This window comes from Microbacterium jejuense, assembly GCF_039544225.1.
In the GTDB taxonomy this organism is placed as follows: domain Bacteria; phylum Actinomycetota; class Actinomycetes; order Actinomycetales; family Microbacteriaceae; genus Microbacterium; species Microbacterium jejuense.
Map to the genome: position 1 here is coordinate 224,303 of NZ_BAABLG010000004.1, position 15,764 is coordinate 240,066.

The 15,764-nt window shown below is 72.5% G+C and carries 15 protein-coding genes; 6 read left to right on the forward strand and 9 right to left on the reverse strand.

What is annotated here, in order from left to right; translation table 11 throughout:
• Nucleotides 1-52 precede the first annotated feature (52 nt).
• The 3 genes from ABEA46_RS08620 to ABEA46_RS08630 are packed head-to-tail and all read left to right on the forward strand — an operon-like array spanning nt 53 to nt 2,144.
• The gene (locus ABEA46_RS08620) at nt 53-676 is read left to right on the forward strand and encodes an RNA polymerase sigma factor (RefSeq protein ID WP_345544025.1); all 624 of its coding nucleotides are present in this window, start codon (nt 53-55) and stop codon (nt 674-676) included.
• Nucleotides 673-1,644 (forward strand): hypothetical protein, encoded by a 972-nt coding sequence (locus ABEA46_RS08625; RefSeq protein WP_345544026.1) that lies wholly within the window; start codon nt 673-675, stop codon nt 1,642-1,644. Before ABEA46_RS08620 ends, ABEA46_RS08625 begins: the two co-directional genes overlap by 4 nt.
• Nucleotides 1,641-2,144, forward strand: coding sequence for a peptidase inhibitor family I36 protein (locus tag ABEA46_RS08630; protein WP_345544027.1), 504 nt, complete (start codon nt 1,641-1,643; stop codon nt 2,142-2,144). Before ABEA46_RS08625 ends, ABEA46_RS08630 begins: the two co-directional genes overlap by 4 nt.
• Before the next feature lie 100 nt (nt 2,145-2,244).
• On the opposite strand, the gene ABEA46_RS08635 is transcribed toward ABEA46_RS08630, so the two are convergent.
• The 3 genes from ABEA46_RS08635 to ABEA46_RS08645 form a co-directional block, all read right to left on the reverse strand.
• A complete protein-coding gene (locus tag ABEA46_RS08635) occupies nt 2,245-4,719 on the reverse strand; it encodes an ATP-dependent helicase (RefSeq protein WP_345544028.1) in 2,475 nt (824 codons plus the stop codon).
• 157 nt (nt 4,720-4,876) lie between these two features.
• Complete coding sequence (locus ABEA46_RS08640; protein WP_345544029.1) at nt 4,877-5,569, reverse strand: LuxR C-terminal-related transcriptional regulator; 693 nt, start codon at nt 5,567-5,569, stop codon at nt 4,877-4,879.
• A complete protein-coding gene (locus ABEA46_RS08645; RefSeq protein ID WP_345544030.1) occupies nt 5,562-6,893 on the reverse strand; it encodes an ATP-binding protein in 1,332 nt (443 codons plus the stop codon). Before ABEA46_RS08645 ends, ABEA46_RS08640 begins: the two co-directional genes overlap by 8 nt.
• A 115-nt stretch (nt 6,894-7,008) precedes the next feature.
• Here ABEA46_RS08645 and ABEA46_RS08650 point away from each other — a divergent pair, with 115 nt between their 5' ends.
• From ABEA46_RS08650 to ABEA46_RS08660, 3 genes are read left to right on the forward strand one after another with little or no spacing between them, the layout of a single operon-like run.
• Nucleotides 7,009-8,616: a PspC domain-containing protein gene (locus tag ABEA46_RS08650; protein WP_345544031.1), complete on the forward strand. Its 1,608-nt coding sequence runs from the start codon at nt 7,009-7,011 to the stop codon at nt 8,614-8,616.
• A gap of 8 nt (nt 8,617-8,624) precedes the next feature.
• Nucleotides 8,625-9,227, forward strand: coding sequence for a hypothetical protein (locus ABEA46_RS08655; RefSeq protein WP_345544032.1), 603 nt, complete (start codon nt 8,625-8,627; stop codon nt 9,225-9,227).
• Between the two features lie 57 nt (nt 9,228-9,284).
• On the forward strand, nt 9,285-9,677 hold the full coding sequence (locus ABEA46_RS08660) for a YccF domain-containing protein (RefSeq protein ID WP_345544033.1): 393 nt from the start codon (nt 9,285-9,287) through the stop codon (nt 9,675-9,677).
• 69 nt (nt 9,678-9,746) lie between these two features.
• On the opposite strand, the gene ABEA46_RS08665 is transcribed toward ABEA46_RS08660, so the two are convergent.
• From ABEA46_RS08665 to ABEA46_RS08690, 6 genes are all read right to left on the reverse strand, one after another.
• Nucleotides 9,747-10,265 carry a hypothetical protein gene (locus ABEA46_RS08665; RefSeq protein WP_345544034.1) on the reverse strand — a complete coding sequence of 173 codons (519 nt, stop codon included), beginning with the start codon at nt 10,263-10,265 and terminating at the stop codon, nt 9,747-9,749.
• 166 nt (nt 10,266-10,431) lie between these two features.
• Nucleotides 10,432-11,313 carry a MurR/RpiR family transcriptional regulator gene (locus ABEA46_RS08670; RefSeq protein ID WP_345544035.1) on the reverse strand — a complete coding sequence of 294 codons (882 nt, stop codon included), beginning with the start codon at nt 11,311-11,313 and terminating at the stop codon, nt 10,432-10,434.
• Nucleotides 11,313-12,245, reverse strand: coding sequence for an N-acetylmuramic acid 6-phosphate etherase (gene murQ, locus ABEA46_RS08675; protein ID WP_345544036.1), 933 nt, complete (start codon nt 12,243-12,245; stop codon nt 11,313-11,315). Before murQ ends, ABEA46_RS08670 begins: the two co-directional genes overlap by 1 nt.
• Nucleotides 12,238-13,128 carry an N-acetylglucosamine kinase gene (locus ABEA46_RS08680; protein ID WP_345544037.1) on the reverse strand — a complete coding sequence of 297 codons (891 nt, stop codon included), beginning with the start codon at nt 13,126-13,128 and terminating at the stop codon, nt 12,238-12,240. Before ABEA46_RS08680 ends, murQ begins: the two co-directional genes overlap by 8 nt.
• On the reverse strand, nt 13,125-14,345 hold the full coding sequence (locus tag ABEA46_RS08685; RefSeq protein WP_345544038.1) for an anhydro-N-acetylmuramic acid kinase: 1,221 nt from the start codon (nt 14,343-14,345) through the stop codon (nt 13,125-13,127). Before ABEA46_RS08685 ends, ABEA46_RS08680 begins: the two co-directional genes overlap by 4 nt.
• Nucleotides 14,342-15,763, reverse strand: coding sequence for a glycoside hydrolase family 3 N-terminal domain-containing protein (locus ABEA46_RS08690; RefSeq protein WP_345544039.1), 1,422 nt, complete (start codon nt 15,761-15,763; stop codon nt 14,342-14,344). Before ABEA46_RS08690 ends, ABEA46_RS08685 begins: the two co-directional genes overlap by 4 nt.
• Nucleotide 15,764: the final 1 nt, after the last annotated feature.

Genomic DNA, 15,764 nt, shown 5'->3' on the forward strand with positions numbered 1-15,764 from the left:
GCCCCGCAGGCGCCGTTCGGGCACCGCGCGCCGAGGTGCTTATGATTCCTTGGTGCCCGCCCCACCGGACGGCGACACCCCCATCGCCGAGACATCTGCGTCGAACGTCTCTGACGAGACGCTCCTTCGGCGCGCTCGCGGGGGCGACGAATCCGCGATGCGCACGCTCCTGCGCCGACACGAGAAGAAGATGTACGCGCTCGCGCTGTCGATGACGCGCAACGCCGCAGATGCCGAGGACGCGGTCGGCATCGCCCAGCTGGCGCTGTGGCGCAGACGCGATGCCGTGCAGGCTGTCGAAGGATCGCTGCTGCCCTGGCTGCTGCAGACGATCACGCTCGCAGCCAAGAACCAGCTGCGGGGGCAGCGCCGGTACGAGCGGCTCATCGCGAGCGTCCCGGCGGCCGACGACGTCCCCGATCACGCCGACGAGGTAGCCCGCCACATCGATCGCACATCGCTCTCGCATGACGTCGAAGCGGCGCTGCGTGCGGCGAGCGCGGCCGACGCCCAGGTCATCGTGCTGTGCCTTCTCGAAGGGATGCCGCCCCGCGATGCCGCGCAGGTGATCGGCGCGACCGAGTCCACCGTCCGCAAGCGCCTCACGCGGGCGAAGGAGAGACTGCGCAAGACACTCGCCCATCGCGCCCCTCACACCGCGGAGGAGCAGCTATGAGCGATCAGCGTCCGATGCCCCGCGGCGACGCGATGGAGAACCTGGTCATCGCCCAGATGCGGGACGACCTCCGCGCCGAGCGCAAGCGCCGTCGGTTCGGCGTGCCGACGTGGTCGATCCTCGCGACTGCGACGGCGGCGGTCGTCGCCGTCATCGCGATCATGGTGTCGATGGTCGCCGCGCCCGCGCCGTCGTACGCGGCGACGCCGCCCATGCTGCAGATCGCCTCCGCCGACCAGAGCGAGCTCGGCGATGCCGCGCAGCTGCTGACCGATCTCGCCCGACAGCTGCGCACATCCGACGAACCCGACCCGGCGCCGCCGGGCACGACGCAGCAGATCGACGTGCAGACCTGGGGCCTGGTCACGACGGTGGGCGCGGAGGGCGAGTCGGTGCCGTCGCCCTACGTCGCCCCCGAGAACATGACGATCACGCGGGCGCCGGACGGTGCGTTCTCTCAAGTAGCCGTCGCCGGCACGCCGTACGACACCCAGGGCGAGCCCGTCGACGACCCGGCCGGGACGCCACCGGGCACCGAGCTCTGGCGCATCGATGAGCCTGCGGGCGAGCACGCCTACATGTTCCCCGATCCCCTTCCCGAGGACCCGGACGAACTGCGCGAGCTGATGCTCGACATCGGCTTCGCCGACGAATCGTCGCCGAACGAGTGGCTGTCGCTGGTGAACGCCCTGCTGCTGGAGCGCGTGCTCCGGCCGGGTGAAGAGGCGGCGGTGCTCGAGGTGCTGTCGGATCTGGATCTCGAGCTCGCGGGGACGACGACCGATCGGCTCGGGCGCGAGGCGTACGTCTTCGAGACGCCGCCGGGCGACGCCGACCTCGTCGACCGCATCCTGGTGAGCCCGAGCGGTCACATCGTCGCGATGGAGACCGTGTGGGTCGGCCACGACCGCACCGACATCCCCTCGCCATCGGTGGTGTCGTACTACGCGTGGGAAGGTAGAGCATGATCTCCCGAAAGTTCATGCCCTTCGCCGCGCTCTCGCTGCTCATCGGCACCGTCGCCTTCAGCGCCTCTCCGGCCGCGGCCGTCACCGACACGACGCAGGATCAGGTGGATGCCGTCATCTCCGAGTACGGCGGCGTCCAGACCGCCCCGAACGAGGTCTCGTGGGACGACGGGGCCGTCGTCCTGACCGTCGCTCCCGAGGACTCCGCCCGGTTCGGCGACGCCCGGTCGAGCGGCGTCACCGCGTTCTCGGTCGGAAGCTGCCCGAGCGGGTACTTCTGCGCCTATTCGGGCGTCTCGTACACCGGCAGCAGGCTGACGTTCTCGGCCTGCACGACGGGCAACTCTGTGGCCGCGCTCGGCACCGTGCGCTCGCTCGCGAACTCTCGCGGCACCGGGACCGTCCGCGCGTACGACGGCTGGGCGACCGTCGCGACCCTCGGGCCGAACACGGGGATCACCTCCGTGGCCGCCGGCATCGACAAGATCAACTGCTCGTAGGACCGGCTCGGAGGCGGCGGGCCGGCGACAGCCGCGGGCCCGCCCTCCGATCTGAGAGTTGCGCGATCAGAAAACGGGTGAGGCGACGTCCCCCACCGCGTCAGAGCTTCTCGATCGGGGCGATCTTGATCAGGAGCTTCTTCGGGCCGGCAGAGTCGAAGCGCACGTGCGCCACGCGCTTCGCGCCCTCGCCGGTGACGGCATCCACTCGTCCTTCGCCGAAGTCGTCGTGACGGATGCGGTCGCCCGGCGCCAGTTCGAGGTCGCCGTTGTCGCGCACCTTCGCCGGGATCTTGTTCGCGAAGCGCTCGAGGTTGCCCGACGGCTCGCGGCGGGCCAGCGGCACGAGGTCGTCGCCGTAGCGCTTGCTCTGGCCGCCGAATCCAGAGCCCGAGCCGCGACGCGCGTTGAGCGCACGCGACTGCGTGCCCCCGCGCGAGTTGACGTCGCCCGGCGACTGACGCCAGTGCAGCAGCTCGACGGGGATCTCCTGCAGGAAGCGGCTGGGCATAGCGACCGTCACCTCGCCGAACTGGGCGCGGGTCATCGCGAGCGAGAGGTACAGGCGCTGGCGGGCACGTGTGATACCGACGTAGAACAGGCGCCGTTCCTCTTGCGGACCGCCGGGTTCCCCCGCCGAGATGCGGTGCGGGATGAGGTCCTCCTCGACACCGGTGAGGAACACCGCGTCGTACTCCAGGCCCTTCGCGGTGTGGAGCGTCATGAGCGACACCGAGCCTGACGCGTCTTCGAGGTCGTCGGCGTCGGAGACCAGCGCGACCTCGGTGAGGAAGTCGAGGATCGTGCCCTCGGGGTTGTTGCGCGCGAACTCGCGGGCCACCGCGACCATCTCGTCGAGGTTCTCGATGCGGGCCTCGTCCTGCGCGTCCTTGCTGGCGCGCAGCGCGTCGTAGTAGCCGGACTTGTTCAGCAGCAGCTGCAGGCCGTCGGCGACAGCGGTGGGAGGAGCGAGCTCGCCCGACGCGGGCAGCATGAGCTCGGATGCCTCGGCGAGCACCGCGTCGAGGTGCGCGATGGCCGCCTGGATCTTCGGCCCGACGCCGAGCGCCGACGAATTGGCCAGTGCGTCGCGGAATGTGATCTGCTGGTCGGCCGCGTAACGCGAGATCGTCTCGATCGTGACGTCGCCGATGCCGCGGCGCGGCCGGTTGATGATGCGGCGCATCGCCATCTCGTCGGCCGGGTTCGCGACCGCCACGAGGTACGCGAGGGCATCCTTGATCTCGGCGCGCTCGTAGAACTTGGTGCCGCCCATGATCTTGTACGGCAGCGCGGCGCGGATGAAGATCTCTTCCAGCGCACGGGACTGCGAGTTCGTGCGGTAGAACACCGCCATCTGCGAGTACGCGATGCCGCCGCGGCGCAGCGCCTCGATCTCATCCGCGACGAACTGGGCCTCGTCGTGCTGCGAGTACCCCGTGAAGCCGATGATCTTCTCGCCGTCGCCGACGTCGGTCCACAGCTTCTTGTCTTTGCGGTCGAAGTTGTGGCCGATGACGGCGTTGGCCGCCGACAGGATGTTCTGCGTGGAGCGGTAGTTCTGTTCGAGCAGCACGACCTTCGCGCCCGGGAAGTCCTTCTCGAACTCGCTGATGTTGCGGATGTCGGCCCCGCGGAACGCGTAGATCGACTGGTCGGAGTCACCGACCACCGTGAGCGACGCCCCCTCTTCGGCGGCCGGCTCAGGCTCGAAGATCATCATGCCGCCGGAGCCCGCGAGGGGTGCGGCATCCGATCCCGGCGGACGGGTCAGCTCATGGATCAGCGCGTACTGCGCGTGGTTGGTGTCCTGGTACTCGTCGACGAGGATGTGCCGGAACCGTCTGCGGTACACGTCGGCGACCTGCGGGAACGCGCGGAACAGGAACACGGTCTGCGCGATCAGGTCGTCGAAGTCGAACGCGTTCGCCTTCTGCAGCTCGCGCTGGTAGGCGCCGAACACCTCGACGAACACGCGCTCGGCCGGGTCGCTCATATTGGCCGAGCGTGCGTAGGACTCGGCATCGGCCAGCTCGTTCTTGAGCTTGGAGATCTTCGACTGCGTGGCCGCCGGGGTGAGCCCGAACGCGTCGGCCTCGTGCTCTTTGACCAGCCGCTTGATGAGCGCCCGCGAGTCGCCCGAGTCGTAGATCGTGAACGACTTCGTGAACCCGAACTGCTCGGCCTCGCGCCGCAGGATCCGCACGCACGCCGAGTGGAAGGTCGAGATCCACATACCGCGCGCGGTGTCGCCGACCAGCTGCTCGACGCGCTCGCGCATCTCGCCGGCCGCCTTGTTGGTGAACGTGATCGCGAGGATCTGGCTCGGCCACGCCTCGCGTCCGCGCAGCAGCGACGCGATGCGACGCGTCAGCACGCTGGTCTTGCCCGAGCCGGCGCCTGCGACGATCAGCAGCGCCTGCCCGCGGTAGACGACGGCCTCACGCTGCTGCGGGTTGAGCCCCTGCAGCAGGTCCTCGTCGGGCCGCGGTGCGCCACTGGGCGCAGAGAAGCCGTCGAGCACGACAGGACGAAGGGATGCCGCGCCCGGCGCGGCCGCATGGGCATCGGTCATAACCCACCCAGTTTAGGTCGCCCCGCCGACACCCGCCGGGCCCGCCGCCCGCGAGGCTCGGAGATCTCGCGAAACTCGGACGGATGCGGCGCAGACGTCCGGATCTGGCGAGATCTCCGAGGCGAGCGCGCACCGGCCACGCGCGCACGACTGGGGCTCAGAGCAGGCGACGCTCCGTCGCCCACGCTGTCAGCTCGTACCGCGACGACAGCTGCAGCTTGCGGAGCACGGCTGACACGTGGGACTCGACGGTCTTCATCGAGATGAACAGCTCGGCGGCGACCTCTTTGTACGCGTAGCCGCGGGCGATGAGCCGCATCACCTCCTGCTCGCGGGCCGACAGCCGGTCGAGTTCGTCGCTGGTCGCGGCGGTCTCGCCGACGGCCGCGCCGAAGGCGTCCAGGACGAATCCGGCCAGGCGGGGCGAGAACACCGCGTCGCCCCCGGCGACCGCGTGCACGGCCCGGCTGACCTCGGCGCCCGACGAGCCCTTCGTGATGTAGCCGCGGGCGCCGGCACGGATGACCCGCACGACGTCCTCGGCGGCATCCGACACGCTCAGCGCCAGGAACCGCGTCGTCGGCACCGCGGGCGAGGCGCCGCGGATCACGGCCTCTCCCCCGCCCGCGTCGGGAGCGGTCCCCACGGCCCCAGCCGCGCCGCGACCCGCAGGCAGGTGCACATCCAGCAGCACGACGTCAGGGCGCGTGGCCTCGATGACCTCGATCGCCGCGGCCGCGTCGGCCGCCTCGCCCACCACCTCGATCGAGGCGTCGAGGTCGGCGCGCAGGCCGGAGCGGAAGATGGAGTGGTCGTCGACGATCACGACGCGCACGGGGGTGTCAGCCACGGCGGACCTCCGTCGACGGGGATGCCGGGCCGCCGGCATCCACGAATCTCAGATGGACCTCGGTGCCGCCGCCGGCACCGCGACGCACGGTCGCGGACCCACCGGCGCGGCGCATGCGGCCGAGGATGGACTGGCGGATGCCGAGACGGTCGTCCGGCACGTCGGCGAGGTCGAAGCCGGGACCGCGGTCGCGCACGTACACGTCGACGGCGTTCGCGTTGCCTTCGATGTACACCGAGACGTCGCCGCCGGCGTGGCGTGCGGCGTTCAGCATCGCCTCGCGCGAGGCCGCGGCGACCTCGCCGCTGGCCCGCTCGGCCGGAAGCCCCGCCGAGACGACGTCGATGCGCACCGGGTAGTCGAGCTCGAGTGCGGCGGCATAGTCCCGCAGGTCGGTGGGCAGGTCGCTGTCGGCGGGCGCGTCGCCGTCGTACAGCCACGCCCGCAGCTCGCGCTCCTGTGCACGGGCGAGGCGGGCGACCTCGCTCGAGGCGCCGGCGCGGTTCTGGATCAGCGCGAGCGTCTGCAGCACGGAGTCGTGCAGATGCGCGGCCATCTCGGCGCGCTGCTCCTCGCGGATGCGGCGCACCCGCTCCCCCGTCAGCTCGCGCCACCTGCCCACGAGGATCGACGAGTACACGAGTGCGACGCCGACGAGCGGCACGAGCGCGAACACGAACCCCGCGACGCCGGTCTGGCGCAGCATCGACAGCTGCGCCAGCAGCAGCACGACGAGCGTCACCGTCACGACGATGCGCACGATGTTCTCGTGGCGCGGACCGCGCGCCGGATCGCTGCGATCGACGAGCGTCGCCCACATCCCGGCCGACACCGCGAGCATCGTCGCGAGGAGCACGCCGCCGCCCCACCCTGCGGCGCTGGAGCCGATCTGGCCGTCGCCCGCATCGAGCGCGATCGCCGTGACCGTCATGAGCACCACGACGATGGCCGTCCCGGTGAGGATCCACGCAACCGGCACGCGCCGCGTCGGCACGTCGCGCACCCGTGCGGCCTCGACGGCATCCACCGTGTCGGCGTCCACGGCCTCGGCAAGCACCGCGCCTGCAGGCCGCGGATCCTCCCACGGCACGAACACCCACAGCCACCCGTACAGCAGCGCACCCGCGCCCCACAGCGGCGTCAGCACGATGAACAGCGCCCGCACGAGCCAGAGCGGCCAGCCGAGGTGGCGGGCGAGTCCCGCCGACACCCCCGACACGGCGCAGTCGCGCGGTCGCCGCAGCGGCGGCCGCGCCTGGCGAGCGGATGCCGCGACCGACGCCGCGGCAGGGCCGCCGGCATCCCGGATCGCGGTTCGAGGCATACCGGCATCCAATCACTCCCGTCGTCCCCCGACCCACCCCTGGCGCCGAGGATCAGGGACGGCTCAGGGGTTCACCCCATAGCGGGGGTCTCGCCGCGGACGCCAGGGTGGAACCATGACCGACACGACCTCCGCTCCCCCCACCGATCCGGGACCGCCGCCGACCGCTCCTCCGGGGCTGCCGACGGGGTCCGACCGGTTCTTCTCGTGGGTGCAGGGTCTCGGCATCGTCCGCGGCGACGGCTGGCTGGGCGGCGTCTGCGGCGGCATCGCCGCACGGTTGCGGATCGACCCGCTCATCGTGCGCGGCATCTTCGTCGTGGTGGCGCTGCTGGGCTTCCCGGCGGTGCTCGTCTACGCGATCGCGTGGGCGCTGCTGCCCGACACCGACGGGCGCATCCACCTGCGCGAGCTGTTCCAGGGGCGGTACGACCCCGCCATGACGGGCGTGTTCATCCTGGCGATCGTCGGGATCGTGCCGGTCGTCCCGTGGCTGCGCAATGTGCTGCTGTGGCCGCTGTGGGCCCTCACCGGCTTCGCCCCGTGGGCCTGGGACGACGGCGACGGCGTCTCGGTGCTCGGCGTGCTCGGCTTCCTCCTCGCCCTCGCCGTCATCGGCGGGCTGGTGTACCTCATCGTCCGGTCGGCACGTTCCGACCGGCCCTCGCGGGCGGATGCGCAGACGGCTTCCGCGCAGCCCGCCCCCACGGTCGCGTCCGAGTCGGGTGACGACGCGACCTCCCCCCTCGCCGCAGAAGCTGCGAGCATCGCGGATCCGGCCGGTCGGGCTCCGGCCGGATCCGCGACAGGACCCGGATACGGGGATGCCGTCCCCCTCGCCGCCGCGGCGGCCGGGGGCGCCCCCTACGGCGACGACGCCTCCGTCGCCGACTGGCGTGCGCGCCAGGAGGCATGGCGGGCGGAGAACGACGCGTGGCGCCGCAGCCGGCAGGATGCCGATCGCGCTGCGCGCGATCAGGCCCGGCGCGAACGCCACGCGCACGGCGCCGCCTTCGCCCTCGAGGCCGAGGACCGTCGTCGCATCCGCCGCGCCACCCGCCCCCGCACGAGCTTCGTGTTCGTGCTCACCGCGCTGGGAGCCGCGATCGTCGTCGGTGCCGTCGCCGTGCTGATCTCGCTGGGGGATGCCGGGACCGCCCCGTTCGCGGGCGCCATCGGCATCTTCACCGCCGCTCTCGTGACGGCGCTCGCCATGGTCGTCGCGGGTGCGATCCGGCGGCGCAGCGGTTTCCTCACCGCGGTCACGATCGTGTTGCTGGTGATCGGCGGCTCTGCCGTTGCGGCATCCGGGAGGGACCAGTTCGTCGTCGGAGGGATCAGCCTCGGCACCGCCTCCTACGAGCAGCGCGTCACGCAGCCGGCCGGCGACATGCTCATCACCGTCGGGTCGCTGTCGGACACCGAGGACTTCGAGGCCGGCGGGGTCGTCGTGCGCAAGGGCTTCGGCGCGACCACCGTCGAGCTCTACCCGGGAACTGCTCTCGAGCTCGAGGCGCAGCTCGGCGACGGTGGCGTGCGCTACGACCGCATCGACGGCAGCACCGGCCAGCTGCTGAAGTCCGGCACCCTCAAGCCCGGCGACGACGGCGTCTGGCGTGTGCAGGCCAGCAGCAAGAACGCCGACACCGGAGTGACCACGACGCAGCACGTCGTCCTCGACCAGAGCGCCGGCTCGGTCCAGATCACGATCTACGAGAAATGAGCGCCGACATGAGCACGTTCGAGAATCCGGATGCCGCGCCCGGCGCCGACGCCACGCCCGACGAGCCCGCAGTGACCGACACGCAGGCTACCGCGACCCCGCCCCTTCCCGAGACCCCGACCGCCGAAGGGGCCTGGGCCGCGGAGACGGCGCGGCTGGACGATCTCACCCCGCCCGACGCGGCGACAGTCGGCGAGACCGCGGTTCTCGCCGCCCCTGAGCCGCCGGCACCAGCCGCGCTCCCGCCCGCGTTCACGGGCTTCGGTCCGGCGATCGACGCCCCCTTGGCCCCGAGCGCACCGAAAACGACCGCCGGGGCGCCTGCGGAGGCGGCATCCACGGTTCTCTCCGGCCCGCGCACCCGCTGGGCCGGGGTCGTGTGGGGCGTCGTGCTCGCGGCGATCGCAGCGCTCGCGCTGTGGCTCCTCGCCGATGCCGGTCGCCAGGCCGCCGTGACGGACTGGATGCTGACGCTCAGCCCGGCCGCCGCCATCGCGTACTCCGTGCTCGTGGTGGGCGCGTTCGCGCTGATCGCCGGCATCGTCGGCCTCGTGCGCCGGGCGCAGCGCGCCGGGGAGCGCCGCCGCGCGGCATCCGTCTCCGCGGTCTGACGTCCTGTGGTTCGCGGTCACAGCGCTCTCGCGGCATCCCGTTGAAAGAATCGAGACATGCGCACCATCCTCAACATCATCTGGCTCGTGCTGTCGGGCTTCTGGATGTTCCTCGGGTATCTCCTCGCGGGCGTGCTGCTGTGCATCCCGATCATCACGATCCCCTGGGCGATCGCGTCGTTCCGCGTCGGCGGCTACGCGCTGTGGCCGTTCGGCCGCACCATCGTCGACAAGCCGACGTCGGGCGTCGGCTCGTTCCTGGGCAACGTCATCTGGGTGGTGCTCGCCGGCTGGTGGCTCGCCATCGGCCACATCGTCACCGGTGTCGCGATGTGCGTGACGATCATCGGCATCCCGCTCGGAATCGCGAGCTTCAAGCTCGTGCCGATCTCGCTCATGCCGCTCGGCAAAGACATCGTCCCGATCGACCAGGTCCGCGTCGCGGCCTGATCATCGCTCCCTCAACAGGATCGCGCCGTGCACCTCGGGTGCACGGCGCGATCGATGTGAAGACGGGTCCTACTTGGTGAGGACGCTGCAGCCCTCGTCGCCGGCGCCGACGCACAGCACGAGCGAACCGGCATCCACGAGCGCCTCGGGGACGGCGTAGCTCCAGACGTAGGTGTACGACGTGTCGGGCTTCATCGCGACGTCGACGGACTGCTGGGGCACGGCGACGCCCTCGAAGGTGTCGTCGGCGGTCGAGCGCAGCACGGGGGCGACGTCGGCGCCGGTGAGGCCCTCGTCGGAGACCCACTGCGCGACGTTCGCGGTGACCCACTGGGTGCCGGCCTCGGGGTCGCCGAGCGCTCCGGCCGCAGCCTCGTCGGGGACGATCCCGCTCCACACCTCGAGCGAGTTGCCGTCGGCGCTCACGCGCTCGCCCACGGCCGCGGGATCGGTCAGCGACGACTCGACGGCGATGGTCTTGGGCGCCGCCTCGGGCGACGTGCCCGATGCGTCGGAAGTGGCGCAGCCGGCCAGGAGAAGACCGGAGACAGCGAGGAGGGACAGGACTGCGGTACTGCGGGCACGCATGACGAACACCTTTTCGAATCGATTCGGGGGATCCTTCTACGTTACGCCTTCGATCTTGATCATCTGACCAATTCCGGCGGTGGATCCCCCTCTTCCGGAGGGAGTGCGCCGGACCGGGCCGCCCGCACGCTCGGTCGAGGATCGAGGACCGCGTGGATGCGGGGGCTCAGCCGGTCTCGACGGCGCCGGTATCGGGGCGCCGGGACTGCACGGCGTCGTAGGTGCGCCGCAGGCTGTCGGTCATCTGCGGGAAGTCCTGACGCAGCGTGAGCACGAAGAGCATGTCGATCAGCGCGAGCTGCGCGATGCGGCTGGCCATGGCACCGCTGCGGAAGCGGCTCTCGCGCACACTCGTGCGCAGCACGATGTCGCACACGTCGTCGAGCGAGGACTCCGCGGCGTTCGTGATGCCGATGGTGGTCGCCCCGGCGCGACCGGCGACAGTGAGGAAGTCGAGGGTCTCGCGGGTCTCACCGCGGAACGAGACGCCGATCGCGACCGACGCGTCATCGAGCAGCGCCGCCTGCACGAGAGCCAGGTGGATGTCGACCGAGACGCCGGCCGGTCGTCCGATGCGGCTGAGCTTCTGGAAGAGGTCCTGCGCGCTCAGCGAGGACGCCCCCGCGCCGTACAGCTCGAGTCGGCGCGCGGCCCGGATCGCGGTGACGGCCCGCGCGACAGCTTCGGTGTCGAGCGACTGCGCCGTGTCCTGGATCGCCTGCATCTCCTGGAAGGCGATCTTGGCGACGGTGTCGGCGATCGAGTCGTCGGGGCCGATCTCGCCCTCGCCGATGTCGAAGCTGATGCGCTGGGCCTGGTCGCGGCTGAGGGCCGCGATGACGTCGAGGCGGAACTCGCGATACCCGGGGTACCCGAGGCTCTGGCAGAACCGGGCGACCGTGGACTGCGAGGCCCCGCTGACCTCGGCGAGGCGCATGATCGTCGAGGTGCGGACGAGCTCCGGATCCGCGATCACGGTGTCGGCGACCCGGCGCTCGGAGGCGCTCAGGCGCTCGAGCGACTGGCGCGCACGGATCAGGACATCCATCACACCGCCTCGCGGGTGCGGTCCAGTGCTTCACGCAGCCGCCCCCCGGCGTCGGCGAGCGCGCGAGCCGCGGCATCCGCGGTCAGTCCCCTCATGCACATCAGTATCGCGGGCTTCACCTCCCAACCGGTGTCGGCGAGCGCGCGACGCGCCACGGCGGGGTCGACGTCAGCGATCCCCATGACCATGCGGACCCCACGCGCCCGCAGCTTCTCGTTCGTGGCGCGCACGTCGACCATGCGGTTGCCGTAGGTCTTGCCGATGCGCACCATCGACAGCGTCGAGATGGTGTTGAGCACGATCTTCTGCGCCGTTCCCGCCTTCAGTCGCGTCGAGCCGGCGACGAGCTCGGGTCCGACGATGACCTCGACACCCACGTCGGCGGCGGCGGTGAGCTCGGAGCGCGGGTTGCAGCTGACGCCGATCGTGGCCGCTCCCCGTTCGCGCGCCTCGGCGATCGCGCCCAGCACGTACGGCGTTCGGCCGGAGGCGGTGAGGCCCACGACGCAGTCGTCGGGGCCGACGCCGGCCCGCGCGATGTCGGCGCGACCGGCGGCCACGTCGTCCTCGGCGTTCTCGACGGCCGAACGGATCGCCGTCTCGCCGCCCGCGATGATGCCGACGACCCGCTCGGGCGGCTCGCCGAACGTCGGCGGGATCTCGCTGGCGTCGAGGATGCCGAGGCGCCCGGGCGTCCCGGCGCCGACGTAGAGCAGGCGTCCGCCCCGCTGCATGCGCTCGGCGGCGGCGTCGACGGCGCGGGCGAGATGCGCGGATGCCGCCACCAGCGCGTCGGTCACCTGACGGTTGCTGTCGATCATGGCCGCGACGAGCCCGGGCGTCGTCATCAGGTCGAGCTCGCCGAACTCGGGATCGACGGCCTCGGTGGTGAGCTCCGCCAGCTGGCGTCGCAGATCGTCGAGGTCAACCACGGCGGACCACGCTCCCCTCGTATCGGCTCGCGGGTGTGCGGGCGATGTACTCCGCCCCGTCGAGCGCGTCCCCCCGAGGCTCGACGACCGCGAGCCCCCGTTCCTGCAGCCGCGCACGCAGCGCATCGCCGAACACCTCCGAGCCGGCGATGCCGCCGAGCAGGCAGTACGGTCCGGCCGTCGCGACGCACGCCTGCACGACGGCATCGACCGCGCGGGCGATGATGTCGCGCGCGACGGCATCGCCCGCGGCGGCGGCCTCGAGCACCCGCGGCGCGAATCGCGCGAGCTGGCGTGCGGGCGCCGCAGTGTCGGCGACCCAGCGCGGCAGCGTCGCCAGCGGGGTGTGCAGCTCGAGCGCGGCCGCGGTGAGCGTCGTCGCGCGCCCCCGGCCGTCGTGGGCGGCGAGCACCGCGCGCAGCCCCTCCTGGCCGATCGCGCGGCCGCTGCCCTCGTCACCGAGCCACGGCCCCCAGCCATCGACCTGGCTCAGGGTGCCCGCGTCGTCGAGCGTCAGCAGGACCGTGCCGGTGCCCACGATGACGATGGTGCCGGGCATCCCGGCGAAGGCGCCCGCATGGGCGGTGACAGCGTCGGTCGTCACTGCGGTCGGCGCGTCGAGATGGGTGGCGACCCGCTCGGCGAGGGCCTGTGCGGCGGCCGGCGCCGCTTCCGCTCCCGCCGCCCCGACGCCGATCGACGCCACCGGCGAGGGCAGGTCGAGCTCGCCGAGCGTCGCGATGATCGCCTCGAACGCCCGCGCGTCGCCGGCACTGTCGGCGAGCCCCGGCACCCCGGCACCGTGCGCCGAGACGGTCATGGCGCCGGAGGTGGCGCGGATGCGGCATCCGGTCTTTCCCAGATCGACGGCGACGATGCTCACGGCCGCTCCTCTCGTGTGCGAACGCGGAGGCGCTGCAGGGCGACCCCGGTGACGGTGCTGTCGGGCAGGGCGGGCAGTGGCGCCACCGAGAGGTCCCACTGCCCGGCGACGGCGGCCCGACCGGGCGGCGTGCCCGGCAACTCCAGCGGCACTCGCAGCGCCGACAGGTACGCCAGCGCCGCGAACATGACGGCCTCGCGCGCGTCGGCGGGGATGCCCCACGCGTCGCTCGGCTCGACCGGCACCCCGGCCAGCACCGCGATCCGGTCGAGCAGCACGGGGTTGCGCACTCCCCCGCCCGACACGACGATGCGGGCGGCGTCCGGGGCGGTGCGGTGCAGCGCCTCCGCCACGGACGCCGCGGTCAGTTCGGCGAGCGTCGCACACACGTCGTCGAGCGAGAGGGATGCCGGCGGCCGGAGTTGCTCGTGCGCCTCCGCCAGAGCCTCATCCACCGTCGCAAGAGTGAACGTCTCGCGGCCCGTGGTCTTGGGCGCGTCGAGAGCGAAGTAGCGGTGCGCGAGCAGGCGCCCCAGCAGCACCGGGTCCACGCGGCCGGCGGCGGCGTGGCGGCCATCGCAGTCGAAGGCCTCGGCACCGTCCGTCTCGCGTGTCAGGTACGCGTCGAGCAGGGCGTTGGCAGGCCCCGTGTCGAAGCCCGTGACGGCGCCGTCAGGCGCGACCACCTGCAGGTTCGCGATGCCACCGAGGTTGAGCGAGGCGATCGGTGCCCCCGCCTGCTCGGCCGCCGCGCGCAGCCAGCGGGCGTCGAAGGCCGAGATGAGCGGCGCGCCCTGGCCGCCCGCGGCGACATCGGCGACCCGCACGTTGAAGAGCACGGGGCTTGCGGTGGCGCGGGCGATCCATGCCGGCTCGCCGACCTGCAGTGTGCCCCACACGGTGCCGCCGTCGACGCCGTGGAACACTGTCTGCCCGTGCGAGCACACCAGGTCGGGCCGGAGTCCCCTCGCGATGAACGACGCCGCGGCCCGCGCGAACGCCTGGCCGACCACTGTCTCGAGCCGGCACCACTCCCCGGGGTTCAGGGGCGAGCCGTCGACCGCCCGCATCACGAGCGCGCGCTCGTCGGGCAGCCAGGGCTCGGCACCCCACCGCTCGACCACGAGCTCGAGCGCGTCGGGGCCGGCCTCCACCGAGACGAGCGCGACGTCGATGGCGTCCGCGCTCGTGCCCGACTGCAGTGCCAGGATCCTCATCGGCCGCCCTTCGCCACCCACGCCCGCACGATGCCGGCCGAGAACACCGAGTCGGCGCCCAGCTGCACGACGGCCGCGTCGAATCCGCCCGGGATCGCCCCGACGTTCACGACGACGCACTCGCCCGACGCCTGCGCGTCGGCGAGCACGCCGAGCTGCACGGCGCTGGGCCGGTCGGCCACGACCGCCGTGAGGCCATGGGCCCCGGCATCCCCTTCGCCAGGAGCCAGGGCGCGCAGCGCATCGGCCACCGGCACGGCCCGGGTCGCGGCGGCCTGGGTCGCGCCGCCGCGGGCGTCGACCACGCGCGCGACGCGGGCGAGTCCGGCAAGAGCGGAGGGATCGGATGCCGCAGCCAGCGCCGCCTCGAGGGCCTGGGCGTCCGCCGCCGCGACCTCGACGGGCGCATCCTCGGCCGAGGAGGCGCGTGCGGCCGCGGTCTCGGCGGCCAGGCGTGCGACGCGACCGTGCGCCTCGCGCAGGCGCTCCGGCGCGAGGCGACCGTCGTGCAGTGCGGCGACGACGGCGTCGACGACCTCGCGGTACTGCGCCGCGGCGTCGAGGCCGCTGAGCTCGGGGTTGCCGAGGCACACCAGGTCGGCGCCCGCGGCGAGCGCTCGGGCGGCGCCGCCGCCGATGCCGTAGGTCGCGGCGATGGCGGCCATGTCGACGGCGTCCGTCACCACCACGCCGTCGAAGCCCGCGGCACGCAGCCGCGCGATCGCGTCAGGATTGACGGTCACCGGTTCGGCGCCCCATTCGGACACGACGATGTGCGCCGTCATGACGGCGGGCACGCCGGCTGCGATCGCAGCCTCGAAGGGCTCGGCGTGGCGCGCGGCGGTCGTCGCGGGGATCGTCGGCAGTCCGCGGTGCGAATCGACGTCGGTGTCGCCGTGCCCGGGCCAGTGCTTGACGCACGCCGCGACGCCGCGACGGGAGCGGATGCCGCGCACGGTGGCAGCGACGCGCGTCGCGACCTCGTGAGGGTCCCCGCCGAACGAGCGCGCGCCGATCACGGGGTTGCCGGGGTTGTCGTTCACGTCGGCGCTCGGGGCGAGCACGAGGTCGATCCCGGCCCGGCGGACCCGCTCTGCCAGGATCGCTCCGACGCGCTCGGCGACGTCGGGGGCGACGAGGCCGAGCTGCGCGGGCGACGGCAGCGTCGAACCCCCGCGGCCCTCGAGTCGCGTCACGACGCCGCCCTCCTCGTCGGCCGCGACCAGTGTGTCGGGGCGCACGGCCCGGATCGCCTCGGCCAGCACCGCCGTACCGCTCGGGTCGGCGGCATCCACGTTCCCCATGAACAGGCACACGCCGCCGAGGCCGCGCTGCAGCTCGGTGCGCAGCCACTCCGGCACGACAGTGCCCGCGAACCCGGGCAGCAGCACGCCGGGAACGAGTTCTTCGAGGTCCATG